General features: G+C 67.8%; 10 protein-coding genes. 1 reads left to right on the plus strand and 9 read right to left on the minus strand.

Annotated features, from left to right (window positions below; genetic code table 11):
• The first annotated feature begins 109 nt into the window (after positions 1–109).
• Complete coding sequence (gene tal / locus BMW54_RS14885; protein WP_090057480.1) at positions 110–1,087, plus strand: transaldolase; 978 nt, start codon at positions 110–112, stop codon at positions 1,085–1,087.
• A gap of 56 nt (positions 1,088–1,143) precedes the next feature.
• Here the strand turns inward: tal and BMW54_RS14890 are convergent, their stop codons facing one another.
• The 9 genes from BMW54_RS14890 to BMW54_RS14930 form a co-directional block, all read right to left on the minus strand.
• Positions 1,144–2,541, minus strand: a complete 1,398-nt coding sequence (locus BMW54_RS14890) for a coniferyl aldehyde dehydrogenase (RefSeq protein WP_090057482.1) — start codon at positions 2,539–2,541, stop codon at positions 1,144–1,146.
• Between the two features lie 208 nt (positions 2,542–2,749).
• Positions 2,750–4,165: an efflux transporter outer membrane subunit gene (locus BMW54_RS14895; protein ID WP_090057485.1), complete on the minus strand. Its 1,416-nt coding sequence runs from the start codon at positions 4,163–4,165 to the stop codon at positions 2,750–2,752.
• Positions 4,152–5,324, minus strand: coding sequence for an efflux RND transporter periplasmic adaptor subunit (locus BMW54_RS14900; protein WP_090057487.1), 1,173 nt, complete (start codon positions 5,322–5,324; stop codon positions 4,152–4,154). Before BMW54_RS14900 ends, BMW54_RS14895 begins: the two co-directional genes overlap by 14 nt.
• A complete protein-coding gene (locus tag BMW54_RS14905) occupies positions 5,314–8,517 on the minus strand; it encodes an efflux RND transporter permease subunit (protein WP_090057490.1) in 3,204 nt (1,067 codons plus the stop codon). Before BMW54_RS14905 ends, BMW54_RS14900 begins: the two co-directional genes overlap by 11 nt.
• A 93-nt stretch (positions 8,518–8,610) precedes the next feature.
• Positions 8,611–9,984: a sensor histidine kinase gene (locus BMW54_RS14910; protein ID WP_090057492.1), complete on the minus strand. Its 1,374-nt coding sequence runs from the start codon at positions 9,982–9,984 to the stop codon at positions 8,611–8,613.
• Complete coding sequence (locus tag BMW54_RS14915; RefSeq protein WP_090057494.1) at positions 9,962–10,642, minus strand: response regulator transcription factor; 681 nt, start codon at positions 10,640–10,642, stop codon at positions 9,962–9,964. The genes BMW54_RS14910 and BMW54_RS14915 overlap by 23 nt, the downstream gene beginning before the upstream one ends.
• Positions 10,643–10,727: 85 nt before the next feature.
• Complete coding sequence (rpoH, locus tag BMW54_RS14920) at positions 10,728–11,588, minus strand: RNA polymerase sigma factor RpoH (RefSeq protein ID WP_090057497.1); 861 nt, start codon at positions 11,586–11,588, stop codon at positions 10,728–10,730.
• Between the two features lie 232 nt (positions 11,589–11,820).
• Positions 11,821–12,525 carry a uracil-DNA glycosylase gene (gene ung / locus BMW54_RS14925; RefSeq protein ID WP_090057499.1) on the minus strand — a complete coding sequence of 235 codons (705 nt, stop codon included), beginning with the start codon at positions 12,523–12,525 and terminating at the stop codon, positions 11,821–11,823.
• Entirely contained in the window at positions 12,522–13,361 is an 840-nt protein-coding gene (locus BMW54_RS14930; RefSeq protein WP_254779388.1) for a response regulator, read from the minus strand. The genes ung and BMW54_RS14930 overlap by 4 nt, the downstream gene beginning before the upstream one ends.
• Positions 13,362–13,372 lie beyond the last annotated feature (11 nt).

Below are 13,372 nucleotides of genomic sequence, written 5' to 3' on the forward strand. Positions count from 1 at the left end.
CGCCGTGCTCTCACGTTGTCATGATCGGCCGACCGATACCTTCGGATGCCTGTATCTGGCCCGCGATCGGCGCGACAATAGCCCCCTTATCAGGTAACGGAACAAGAACGTGACCAGCCAACTCGAACAGCTCAAAGAGATCACCACCGTCGTGGCCGACACCGGCGACTTCTCCGCCATGAAGAAGTACCAGCCGCAGGACGCGACGACCAATCCGTCGCTGCTGCTCAAGGCCGCCGGCATCGCCGAGTACGCGCATCTCGTCGACGAGGCTGTGGCATGGGCCGCCGAACAGAGCGACAGCCGCGAGCAGCAGCTGATCGACGCCGGCGACCGCCTCGCCGTCCTGTTCGGCCGCGAGATCCTGAAGATCGTGCCAGGCTACGTCTCGACCGAGGTCGACGCCCGCCTCTCGTTCGACACCGAGGCGTCCATCGCCAAGGCCAAGCGCCTGCTCGGCCTGTACAAGGACGTCGGCGTCGATCCGAAGCGCATCCTGATCAAGCTCGCGTCCACGTGGGAAGGCATCAAGGCCGCCGAGACGCTGCAGAAGGAAGGCATCAACTGCAACATGACGCTGCTCTTCAGCTTCGAGCAGGCGGTGGCGTGCGCCGAGGCCGGCGCGTTTCTCATCTCGCCGTTCGTCGGCCGCATCTTCGACTGGTATGTCGCCAACACCGACAAGAAGACCTACGCCCCGGCGGAAGACCCGGGCGTGAAGTCGGTGCGTCGCATCTACGACTACTACAAGATGCACGGCTACAAGACGATCGTGATGGGCGCGAGCTTCCGCAACATCGGCCAGATCCAGGCCCTCGCGGGCTGCGACCGCCTGACGATCGCGCCGGAGCTGCTCGAGCAGCTGAGCGAGACCAACGACAAGCTCGACGTCGCGCTGAAGGACACCGGCAAGAAGGAAGAGCCGCCGAAGGACAAGCTCACCGAAGCCAAGTTCCGCTGGGGCCACAATGAAGACGCCATGGCTACCGACAAGCTGGCCGAAGGCATCCGCAAGTTCGCCGTCGACCAGCGCAAGCTCGAAGCGCTGCTGGGCGAGAAGCTGAGCGCGGCGAAGGCCAGCGCGTAAGCGCTTCGCCATCGCTCGACGAAGAAGGGGCCGAAAGGCCCCTTCTTCGTGCCTGCCTACCGCCGGAGCTTGAACGCCAGCAACCGCTGGATCGTCTTACCGTACGGTGGCCTCAACATCGCCGTGACGTCGAGGCGCGACTGTCGGTAGACCGGGCGGGCGTGGCTGAACGTGCGGAAGCCATCGATACCGTGATACGCACCCATGCCCGACGGCCCGACGCCACCGAACGGAAGATCGTCCATCGTCAGATGCATGATCGTGTCGTTGACGGTGACCCCACCCGCGACGATGCCGCCGAGCACGCGCGCCTGCTCCCGTGCGTCGTCGCCGAAGTAGTAGAGGCTCAGCGGCCGCGGGCGCGCGTTGACGTATGCCACGGCCTCGTCGATGCCGTCGTAGGGCAGCACCGGAAGGATCGGGCCGAATATCTCGTCGCGCATCACGTCCATCGTGTCGTTCGCACCCAGCACCGCGACGGGCGCCATGCGTCCGTCCGAGGGGTCCGGCAGGTCGTCGTGCAACGGCAGCACCTTGGCGCCCTTCGCGCGCGCGTCGTCGAGGTAACCGCGCAAGCGCGCACGGTGACGGTCGTTGACGATGGCCGTGTAATCGGGATTGCCGGACACTCGCGGGAACATCGCGCGCGTCGCACCCCGGCAGGCATCGACGAACGCGTCCACGCGATCGCGCGGCAGCAGCGCGTAATCCGGTGCCACGCACACCTGGCCCGCGTTGAGCGTCTTGCCGAACATGAGGCGCTTCGCCGCGAGCGTGAGGTCGGCGTCGCGCCCGACGATCGCCGGCGACTTGCCGCCCAGTTCGAGGGTGACGGGCACGAGGTTCGCCGCCGCGGCGCGCATGACGTGTCTGGCGACCGACGTCGCGCCGGTGAACAGGAGATGGTCGAAAGGAAGCGCCGAGAACGCGGCGCCGACCTCGGCGTCGCCGGTGACGACCGCGAGTTCGGTCTCGTCGAACGCGGTGGCGATCATGCGCTGCATCAGCGCCGACGAGCGTGGCGTGAACTCCGATGGCTTGATCATCGCGCGGTTGCCCGCCGCGAGCACGCCGGCGAGCGGCGCGAACGTCAGGTTGAACGGGAAGTTCCACGGGGACATGATGCCGACCACACCTTTGGGCTGGTAGTCGATCCAGGCGCGGGCTCCGAGCAGTGCGAGCGCGGTCGGCGACACCTTGCGCGGCTCGCGGCGCATCCACCTCCGCACGTGGCGTTTCGCGTGCTTCAGCGGTTCGATCGACGCCGCGACATCGGTGACGAGCGAGCCCTGCACGGAGCGGTGCCCGAAGTCCTCCCTCAGCGCGTCGGCGATGTCTTCCGCGTGATCGACGAGCAGTCCGATGGCGCGGTCGAGGCGATCGATCCGCACCTGCAAGGAGGGCGAGCCATCGGCGAGCTGGGCGAGCTTCTGGCGATCGAGGAGGGTGCGCATGCGCGCACGATAGCCGAAATCATGCCGCGTCGTGCCCGCTTCGCGGGATCGCCGATGCGATCGGCTCCCACCGTTCCGAAGGTGGATGCTCGCGACCTTGCCGCTTCGCGGGATCGCCGATGCGATCGGCTCCCACCCTTCGGTCGCAAGCTCTCCTACCGTAAGGGTGGGAGCCGATCGTATCGGCGATGGGTGCTCGCCGCGACAATCAGGTGTTGTTCCAGCCGCCACCCAGCGCGCGGATCAGCTGGACGCTCGCGCGGAGCTGACGCGTTTCGAGGTCGATCACGCTGCGTCGCGCGTCGAGCGCGGCCGTCTGCGCCTGCACCACGTCGAGATAACCCACGGCGCCCTGGCGATAGCGGTCGAGCGACAGATCGACGGAGCGCTGCGCCGCGTCGGCGGCGGCGCGCTGGTCGGTGAGCGCCGTGCCGAGATCGCGCAGCAGCGTGAGGTTGTCTTCCACCTGCGCGAACGCGTTGAGCACCACGGCACGATACTGCGCGCCGGCTTCGTCGGTCGCCGCCTTCGCGGCTTCGACGCCCGCCTTGCGACGGCCACCGTCGAAGACGTTGAGCAACAGACTCGGGCCGATCGCCCAGAAGCGGTTCGGCGCCGTCGCGATGTTGCCCCACTGCGAGCTCTGCCAGCCGCCCTGGCCGTCGAGCGTGAGCTGCGGGAAGAACGCGGAGCGGGCGATGCCGATGCGCGCGTTCGCCGCGGCGGTCCGGCGCTCGGCGGCGGCGATGTCCGGACGGCGCTGCAGGAGGGTCGACGGCACGTCGACCGGAAGGGTCGGCACCTCGACCTTCGCATCGTTCGTCGCGAGCTCGAAGCGTGACGCGGAATCGCCGACCAGCACCGCGATGGCGTGCAGCACGAGCGCGCGCTGCGCCTGCGCCTGCGTGAGCTGCGACTTCGCGTTGGACAGCTGCGTCTGCGCACGCGCGACGTCGAGGCCGGAAGCGATGCCGCCCTCGTGCCGCGACTGCGTCAGCTGCAACGCGCGCGTGAACGCGTCGATGCTTTCGTTGAGGACCTTGATCTGCCGATCGAAGCCGTTGAGCTGCAGGTAGCTGTCGGCCAGCTGCGCCTGCAGGCTGAGGCGGGCGGAGGCGAGGTCCGCCGCGGATGCCGCCTGTTCGGCGGTGCCGGCGGCGACGGTGTCGCGCACCCTGCCCCACAGGTCGACCTCGTAATCGAGCTGCGCGCCGATGGTGTACGAGTCGTAGTACGTCGGCGACGTCGCGCCGCGCAGCGGTCGCGTGTCGGATTCCCTGTTGCGCGTCGCGTTCGCGTTCAGCCCGACCTGCGGATACAACCCGGCGCGGACCTGCTTCGTGAACGCTTCGGACTGCTGGTAATGGGCCAGCGCCGCGGCGAGCGTCGCGTTGTTCGCGACGAGACGCGTCTGCAGGTCGTCGAGGCGCGCGTCGCCGTAGAGCTTCCACCAGCCGTCGCGGTCGAGGTGATCGGCGGGCCTGGCCTCTGTCCACGGCGTCGTCGCGTTCGCGTACTGGTCCGTCACCGGCACCTCGGGCGCCTTGTACGTCGGCGCGAGCGAGCAGGCCGAGAGCCCGACGGAGATCAGGAGGGCGGCGATGCCGGAATCAAGCCTTGGCATGGTCGCCTTCCGCTTTCGGTGCGGCGATGCGCACGGTGTCGCCGTCGGCCAGGCCGTCCGGCGGGCTTTCGATAAGGCGATCGCCGGCGGCGATGCCCGAGCCCAGCTGCACCGTCTTCCCGAAGTCGCGCGTGATCGTGACGTCCTTGAACTTCACCTTGTTCTGCGCGTCGACCACGGCGACGCGCAGGCCCTTGTCGTCGAAGACGAGCGCGCTGGCCGGGACGCGCAGCAGTGCGCCGTCGCTGGGCAGATCGAACGTCACGCTCGCGTAGCCACCCGGCAGGAGCTTGCCGTCGGCGTTATCCACCGAGACCTGCACGAGCGTCGTGCCGGACGCCGAGTTGATCGCGGACGACGTCGACTCGACGGTGCCGGTGAAGCTCTTGCCCGGATACTCCGGAACGGCGAGCTTGACCGTGGCGCCCTGGCGGATCGACGGCGCGTAGTTCTGCGGCACGTTGACGTACATGCGCAGCTTGCGCACGTCGGAGACCACGAAGAGCTCCTGGCCGCCGCCGCCGGCGTTGATCAGCGCGCCGACGTCCGTCTCGCGCGCCGTGACCACGCCGTCGAACGGTGCGACGAGCTTCGCGAAGCCCTTGAGCGCCTGGATGCGCTCGAGGTTGGCCTGCGCGGCCTGGGCCAGCGCGTGCTTGGCGTCGTAGTCGCCGGTTTTCTCGTCGACTTCCTGCTTGGATACCGAGTCGGAGTCGCGCATCGCCTGCCAGCGTTTCGCCGTGGTCGATGCGAGCGCTTCGTTGGCGCGCGCGCTGGCGAGATCGGCTTTCGCCTGCAGCAGCTGCTGGTCGAGGTCGGGCGTTTCGATTTCGGCGAGCAGATCGCCGGCCTTCACCTTCTGGCCGATGTCCGCCTTCCAGTACTTCAGGTAACCGCTGGTGCGCGCGAAGATGGGCGCGCGCGCGTAGGCCTGGAGACGACCCGGCAGCTGGAGGTCGCCGCCGCCCTGGCCGCCATCCGGCTTGACGACGCTGACCGTCGGCACCGCCTGGTCGTTCGTCCATTCGCGCAGGCGACGCGAGTCGTTGGCGCGCGTGGCGACACCCGCGACCACGATGGCGAGCACGACGATCGCGGCGATGATGCCGGCCAGGCGCAGGCGGCGCGGCGGCGGGGTGTGCAGGGTTTCAGGCGACATGGACAGGCTCTCCGGAAGCGTTCGCCGGGGTGGGGGACGGGTGGCCGCGGCGGCCGTGGATGATGCTGAAGACGATGGGGACGAAGAACAGCGTCGCCGTCGTCGCGAAGATGAGGCCGCCGATCACCGCGCGGCCGAGGGGCGCGTTCTGCTCGCCACCTTCGCCCAGGCCGAGCGCCATCGGCGCCATGCCGATGATCATGGCCAGCGCGGTCATCAGGACCGGGCGGAAGCGGACGAAACCGCCCTCGAGGGCCGCCTGCACGGCGTCGCCGTGCTCGGCGAGCTTTTCGCGACAGAAGCTGACCACGAGGATCGAGTTCGCCGTCGCGACACCCATGCACATGATCGCGCCGGTGAGCGCCGGCACCGACAGCGTCGTGTGCGTGGCGAACAGGATCCACACGATGCCGGCGATCGCGGCGGGCAGCGCGGTGACGATCACGAACGGATCGCTCCACGACTGGAAGTTCACGACGATCAGCAGGTAGATCAGCACGATCGCGCCGAGCAGGCCGAAGATCAGACCCGAGAACGCGTTGTTCATCGTCTGCACCTGACCGAGCAGCGCGATGCTCGACGCCTTGGGCAGTTCCTTCTTGTGCGCGTCGAGGATCTTCTGGATGTCCGCGGCCACGGCGCCGAGATCGCGATCCTGCGTGGTCGCGAAGATCTCGACCATCGAGTTGATGTTGTACTGGCTGACCACGGCGTTGGTCGTCGTGCGGCTCACCGTCGCCAGGCCACCGAGGATCTGCGAGCCGGCCGTGCCGGAGCTCGGCGAGATGGGCACGTTTTCCAGATCGGGCAGGCTGTCGAGGCTGTACTGCGGGGTCTGCATCACGATCGGGTACGAGACGCCGTTCTGCGGGTTGAGCCAGAACGTCGGCGCCACCTGGCTCGAACCGGCGAGATTGACGCCGAGGCTCGTGGTGACGTCGCGCTCGGTGATGCCCACCTGCTGCGCACGGCTGCGGTCGACGTCCACGTTGAAGCCGGGATTCGCCTGCGACTGCTGGATGCGCGCGTCGGCGACGCCCGGCACGCGGCGGATGTCGCGCAGCAGCGTGTTCGCGTAGGCGAAATTGGCGCCGATGTTCGGACCGCGGATCTGCAGGTCGATCGGCGCGGGCGAGCCGAAGTTCAGGATCTGGCTGATGATGTCCGCGGGCGGGAACGAGAAGGTGGCGCCTGGGAACTGGCGCGGCAGCTTCTCGCGCAGCTCGCGCACGTAGTCGGCGGTCGGCGCATGGTCCTCGTTGAGCGCGATCTGGATGTCGCCGTCCCACGAGCCGATGGTGCCGGTGTTGTTGTACGTGGTGTTGATGCCCGAGGTCGACAGGCCGATGTTGTCCACGACGGTGCCGAGCTCGTCCTTCGGAATGATCTTGCGGACGGCATCGGTGACTTCGGCGAACAGACGCGCGCTCTCCTCCACGCGGGTACCGATCGGCGCGCGGACGTGCATCAGGATCTGGCCCGAGTCCACCGACGGGAAGAAGTTGCGGCCGAGCATCGGCACCAGCAGGAACGAGAGCAGCACGAAGGCCATGAAGCCGATGGTGAACACCTTGCGGTGATTCAGCGCCGTCTCGAGCAGCACGTGGTAGCCGGCGCGCATCTTCTCGAAGCGCTTCTCGAATCCGCGCTGGAAGCGGACCAGCGGATTGCGCGATGGCGCGCCGTGCTCGCCGTGCGGATCGTTGTGCGTGTGCGGCTTGAGCAGGTACTTGGACATCGTCGGCACGAGCGTGCGCGAGAGGATGAAGGACGCGATCATCGCGAACATCACCGCCTCGGCCATCGGCACGAAGAGGAAACGCGCGACGCCTTCGAGGAAGAACATCGGCACGAACACGATGCAGATGCACAGCAGCGAGACGAAGGCCGGCGTCACGATCTGCGCGGCGCCGTCCAGGATCGCCGTCTCGACGTCCTTGCCCTGCTCCAGGTGCCAGTTGATGTTCTCGATGGTCACCGTGGCGTCGTCGACGAGGATGCCCACCGCGAGCGCGAGGCCGCCGAGCGTCATGATGTTCATCGTCTCGCCGATCGCGGACAGCGCGGCGATCGAGCCGAGGATCGCCAGCGGAATCGACGTCGCGATGATGATCGTGGAGCGCCAGCTGCCGAGGAACAGCAGGATCATCAGGCTCGTCAGCGCGGCGGCGATCACGCCCTCGCGTGCCACGCCTTCGATGGCGCCGCTGACGAACAGCGACTGGTCGCCGATCGGGGCGATCTTGAGGTTCGGCGGCAGCGCGTCCTTCATGGCGGCCGCGCGGTCCTTGATGCCCTTGATGATCGCCAGCGTGGACGCCGAGCCGTTCTTCAGCACCGTCATCAGCACCGAGCGGTCGCCGTCGACGTGCACGATGTTGGTCTGCGGCGGCGAGCCGTCGCGAACGTGGGCGACGTCGCGGATGTACACGGTCGCGCCGTTGACCACCTTGATCGGCAGGTTGCCGAGCTCGTCGATGTCCGAGGGTGAGTTGTTCAGCTGCAGCGTGTATTCGTAGCGCCCGATCTTCTGCGTGCCGACGGGCGTGATGAGGTTCTGTGCCGCGAGCGCGTTGGCGACGTCCTGCGCGGACAGACCGCGCGCCTGCAGCGCCGGCGGATCGATGTCGATCTGCACCTGGCGAGTCTTGCCGCCATACGGATAAGGGATCGCCGCGCCCGGCACGGAGACCAGCTGCGGGCGGATGATGTTCTGGCCGAGGTCGGCGAGGTTCTGCTCGGTAAGCCCCTGGCCCGACAGCGCCAGCTGGATGATCGGCACCGTCGACGCGCTGTAGTTGAGGATCAGCGGCGGCGTCGTTCCCTGCGGCAGCTGGCGCAGCAGCGTCTGCGCCACCGCCGTCACCTGCGCGTTCGCCGTGCGGATGTCCACCGTGGGCTGGAAGAAGATCTTGACGATGCCGAAGCCCTGGATCGAGTTCGCCTCGATGTGCTCGACGTCGTTCACCGTGGTCGTGAGCACGCGTTCGAACGGCGACGACACGCGACCGGCCATCTGGTCGGCCGGGAGGCCCGTGTACTGCCAGACCACCGCGATCACGGGAATCTTGATGTCGGGGAAGATGTCCGTCGGCGTGCGCAGCGCCGCCAGCGGTCCCACGATCAGGATCAGCAGGGCGAGAACGACGAAGGTATACGGCCGCGTGAGAGCGATCCGGACGATGCCAATCATGGGGGACGGATTCCGAGCGCGATGTTGCGTCGCGGCGAATTCTGCGCCCCTGCGCTTTTCCGGCGTAGTTAAGATTTATTTAGAAGGCCGCGATCAGGCGGCCGGGCAGCTCACCGAGAACACCGCGCCGCGCTCGTCGCCGCCGACCGACATCGAGTAGCCGTGAAGGCGCACGATGGCGCTGACGATCGCGAGCCCCAGGCCGCAGCCGGGCTTGGCGCGGGTCTCGTCGGCCCGGTAGAACCGGCGGAACACCGCCTCGCGTTCGTCGGGCGGGATGCCGGGGCCGGTGTCGGCGATGTCCACGCGCGCGCCGCCGTTCGCATCGGTGGACGCGACGAGTCGCACCGCGCCGCCGTTCGGCGTGAACTTGATGGCGTTGCCGACGAGGTTCGCGAAGGCCTCGAACATCAGCTGCGGATCACCGCGCAGCGGCGGAAGCTTGCCCACCGTCAGTTCGAAGGACTGCCCGCGATCCTCCGCGAGCGGGGCGTAGAACTCATGCACGTTCTGCAGCACGGCACCAAGATCCATCGAAGCGAAGCAGGCGCTGCGCTGGCGGTCTTCGAGCTCGGAAACGCGCAGCAGCGCGCGGAAGCGGCCGAGCACCGTGTCGATCTCGGCGACGCACGCTTCGAGCTGTTCGCCCTCGGGCCTGCCCTCGAACTGCTGCTGCAGGCGGTAGAGCCGCGTCCGCATGCGTGTCAGCGGCGTGCGCAGGTCGTGGGCGATGTTGTCCGTCACGCCTTTGACCTCGCCGAGCAGGCGCTCGATCTCCGTCAGCGTCGTGTTGACCGTGGCAGCGAGCAGATCCACTTCGTCGCCACTGCGACTGACCGGCAGGCGCACGCTGAGGTCGCCCTCGCGGATCGGCTCCATCGCCTGCTGGATCGCGCGGATGCGACGCGCCGGGCCACGTGCGATGAGCACGCCGCCGAGGAGGCCGGGAATCAGCGTGAGCGTCAGGCCCCAGAGCGCGCCACGGCGGATGATGGCGCCGAGGCTGTCGATCGTGGTGCTCTCCTTCGCGACGACGAGGCGCTCGCCGCCGGGAAGCACGCGGGTGATGGCACGTGCGCGCGCGCCGTCGAGCTTGCGCCCGGGGCTGTCGAGCGTCGCGTTGACCGACTGCACGACGCCGTCTTCCGTGAGCTGCTTCGGCACCGACGCGATGTTGCCGGCCACGCGCCTGCCCTGCGCGTCGAACAGGCCGACCCACATGTAACCCTGGATGTCGATCTCGCTCGCCGCTTCCACCGTGGCCGGCAGCCGGTGCGTATCGGTGTTCTCCAGATAATGGATGCGGGCGACGAGCATCTGGTCGACGACGTTGCTCAGGTAGCGCGACGCCTCCCACTGCACGACGCCCAGCAGCATCACGCACCAGATGGCGAAGAGCGCGCCATAGATGATGATCAGGCGCGAGGTGGCGGAACGCCAGGCGTCAGTCAGCGGGCGCAAGGACATACCCCGAGCCGCGCACCGTGCGGATGAGCGGCGACTGGCCGGCCCCGTCGATCTTGCGACGGAGGCGGCCGATGTGGACGTCGATCACGTTGGTACCCGGATCGAAATGAAAACCCCAGACGTGCTCGAAGATCATCTGCCGCGTCACCACCTGGCCCGCGTTGCGCATCAGGAATTCGAGCAGGCGGAACTCGGTGGGCAGCAGCGTCAGGGGCTGGCCGTTGCGTACGGCGTCGTGGCGCACGAGGTCGAGTTCGAGGTCGGCGACGCGCAGCCGGGTTTCGTTCGCGGCCGGACGACGGCGGCGCAGCAGCACCTCGGCGCGCGCGGCCAGTTCGTCGGGTGCGAACGGCTTGGTGAGGTAGTCGTCGCCACCGGCGCGCAGGCCGCGCACGCGCTCGTCCACGTCGGACAGCGCGCTGATCATCAGCACCGGCGTGTCCACCGCGCGCTCGCGCAGCTCCGAAACGACATCGATGCCGTCCATGCCGGGCAGCATGCGGTCGAGGGTGATGATGTCGAAGCCGTCCGCGAGCGCGCGCTGGAGGCCGTCGCGGCCGTTCGCGACCCACTCGGCGGTGAGACCATGCGCACCGAGTTCCGCGACGATGTCGCGGGCGGTCACTTCGTCGTCTTCGATGACCAGCGCCCTGGGCATCCGGCTGCACTCCACCTTCGGAACCAACGGAAAACGGCCCCGCGCGAAGCACGGGGCCGTCCGGATGTTACGCCAATCGCTCCGGTCAGGCGGCGATGGCGACGCGCATCTTCTTCATGGCGTTCGCTTCGATCTGGCGGATACGCTCGGCCGACACGCCGTATTCGTCCGCGAGATCCTGCAGCGTGGCCTTGTTCTCCTCAGCCAGCCAGCGACGCTGGATGATGTCGCGCGAGCGCTCGTCCAGGTTGCTCAGGGCCGACGACAGCGCGCCCATCTGGTTGTTGCTGGCGTCTTCCTCGGCGAGGTTGTCGTACGGATCGGCGCCTTCGTCGACCAGGAAGGCGGCCGGGGCCGGCTTCTCGTCGTCGTCCGCGTCGGTCGGCGCCTCGAAGCCGATGTCACGGCCCGAAAGACGCGATTCCATCTCGCGCACGGTGGCTTCCGGCACGCCCAGGTCGTTGGCGACCACGCGAACCTCTTCGGCGTTCATCCAGCCCAGGCGCTTCTTGCTCTTGCGCAGGTTGAAGAACAGCTTGCGCTGCGCCTTGGTGGTGGCGACCTTCACGATGCGCCAGTTGCGCAGGATGAACTCGTGCATTTCGGCACGGATCCAGTGGACCGCGAAGCTGACCAGGCGCACGCCCTGGTCCGGATCGAAACGCTTCACCGCCTTCATGAGGCCGATGTTGCCTTCCTGGATCAGGTCCGAGAGCTGCAGGCCGTAGCCGTTGTAGCCGCGCGCGACGTGGACCACGAAACGCAGGTGGGACATCACGAGCTGCTTGGCGGCGTCGAGATCGGCGTCGTCGTGGAAGCGGCGCGCCAGCGACTGCTCCTCGTCAAGGCTGAGCACCGGAATGCGATGGACGGCCGAGATATAGGAATCCAGACTGCCAACGACGCTCGGTAGCCCGTAGTTACGGGTGGCGAGGGCTTGGGACATGTGTGGAACCTCCTGAAAGTCTGTATGCAGATTAGCAGTCCCGGAATGAGAGTGCTAAGCCAGCCCGAAGTTCATCGGTTAACTGTACGCCATAGTACAGAAATAGCGGGCAGGTGTCCAGAGGGAGGTTCGGGGCATTCAGGGGAGAGACGGCAACCCCAGGCCGGAAGCCGGGGGGGGCTCCCAGCCAGGTGGCTGTTCCACATAGGAATATGGGTCTCCGCCGGACCAATTAAAGGGCGGCGATTCCCGGGCGCGGCGGCAGCGACCAGTCGATCGGCTGCTCGCCGCGGGCTTCCAGCCAGGCGTTGGCCTGCGCGAAGTGACCGCAGCCGAGGAAACCACGGTGGGCCGAGAGAGGCGACGGATGCACGCTGCGAAGGATCAGGTGGCGCTTGCCGTCGATCAGCTGGCCCTTCTTCTGGGCGTGGCTGCCCCAGAGCATGAAGACCAGGCCGTCCCGCCCGCGGTTGAGCGCGTCGACGGCGGCGTCGGTGAAACCTTCCCAGCCCCTGCCCTGATGCGAACCCGCCTGCCCGGCCTCGACGGTCAGCACCGCGTTGAGCAGGAGGACGCCGCGGTCGGCCCATGGCGTCAGACAGCCATGGTCGGGGCGCGGGATGCCGAGGCAGGCCTCGATCTCCTTGAACATGTTCTGCAGCGAAGGCGGCACGCGCACGCCGGGCCGCACCGAGAAGCTCAGCCCATGCGCCTGCCCCGGGCCGTGGTACGGGTCCTGGCCGAGGATGACCACGCGGACCGCGTCGAACGGCGTGTGCGCGAAGGCGTTGAAGATCTCGGGACCGGGCGGATAGATCTCCTTGCCCCGCGCCTTCTCCTCACGGAGGAACGCCGACAGCGCCAGCATGTCGGGACGGTCGAGGTAATCGCCGATCCGCGCCTTCCAGCTCGGCTCGAGCTTCACGCGGTCGTTCAATGTTCGACCCGGTCGCGGAGATGCAGGGCCACGCGCAGCTGGAAGAGCAGCTTGGTGATGAGCAGCTTCTCTTCCACGGGCTTCTCGACGAGGTCGTTGGCGCCGGCGCGCAGCAGCGCCGCCTGGTTCGCCGGGTTCTCGTCGCCGGTCATGATCAGCGTGGGCAGCTGGCCCTTGCCGTAGCCGAAGTCGTTGCGGATGCGTTCGACGAGATCACCGCCGGTGAGCTCGCCCTTGAGGCTGACGTCGGTGAGCACGACGTCGGCGCCGACGTCACCCCGATCCCTGGCCGCGCGCAGGTGTTCGAGCGCGTCTTCGGCGCTGATGACGTGGTGCACGGTCAGGCCGTACTTCTCCATCATGCGCCGCGTGGCCAGCGCGACGACGCGGCTGTCTTCCACGTAAAGCACTTCACCTTCGGCGCCGCCCTCGGGGCGCACGTAGCCGCGGATGAACTCCGCGAGTGCGCCGAAGCCGAGCGACTTGTCGAAGTAGTCGGTGACGAACTCGCCGAGTTCGCGCCGGTGCAGGCGCGCCTCGACGTCGCCGGACACCACGACGATGGGCATGTAGATCTGCGGCGTGGCCTCGCGCACGAAGCGGGCGAGTTCGAGGCCGTCCATGTCGGGCAGGCGCAGGGCGACGGTCACGAAATCGAAGACGCCCCGCTGCAGTTCGGTCTGCGCTTCCGCGCCGGTGGCCGCACCGACGATTTCCACGCCGGGCACCTCGGCCGCGACGACGCGCGCGATCAGCTGCCGGACGACCTTGGAGCCGTCGACGAGCAGGATGCGTGGCGTGGCGCCGGCGACACCCGAACCGATGTGAGATCCCACCCTAAGCCCCC

Source organism: Luteibacter sp. 329MFSha, assembly GCF_900111665.1.
Classification (GTDB): Bacteria; Pseudomonadota; Gammaproteobacteria; order Xanthomonadales; family Rhodanobacteraceae; genus Luteibacter.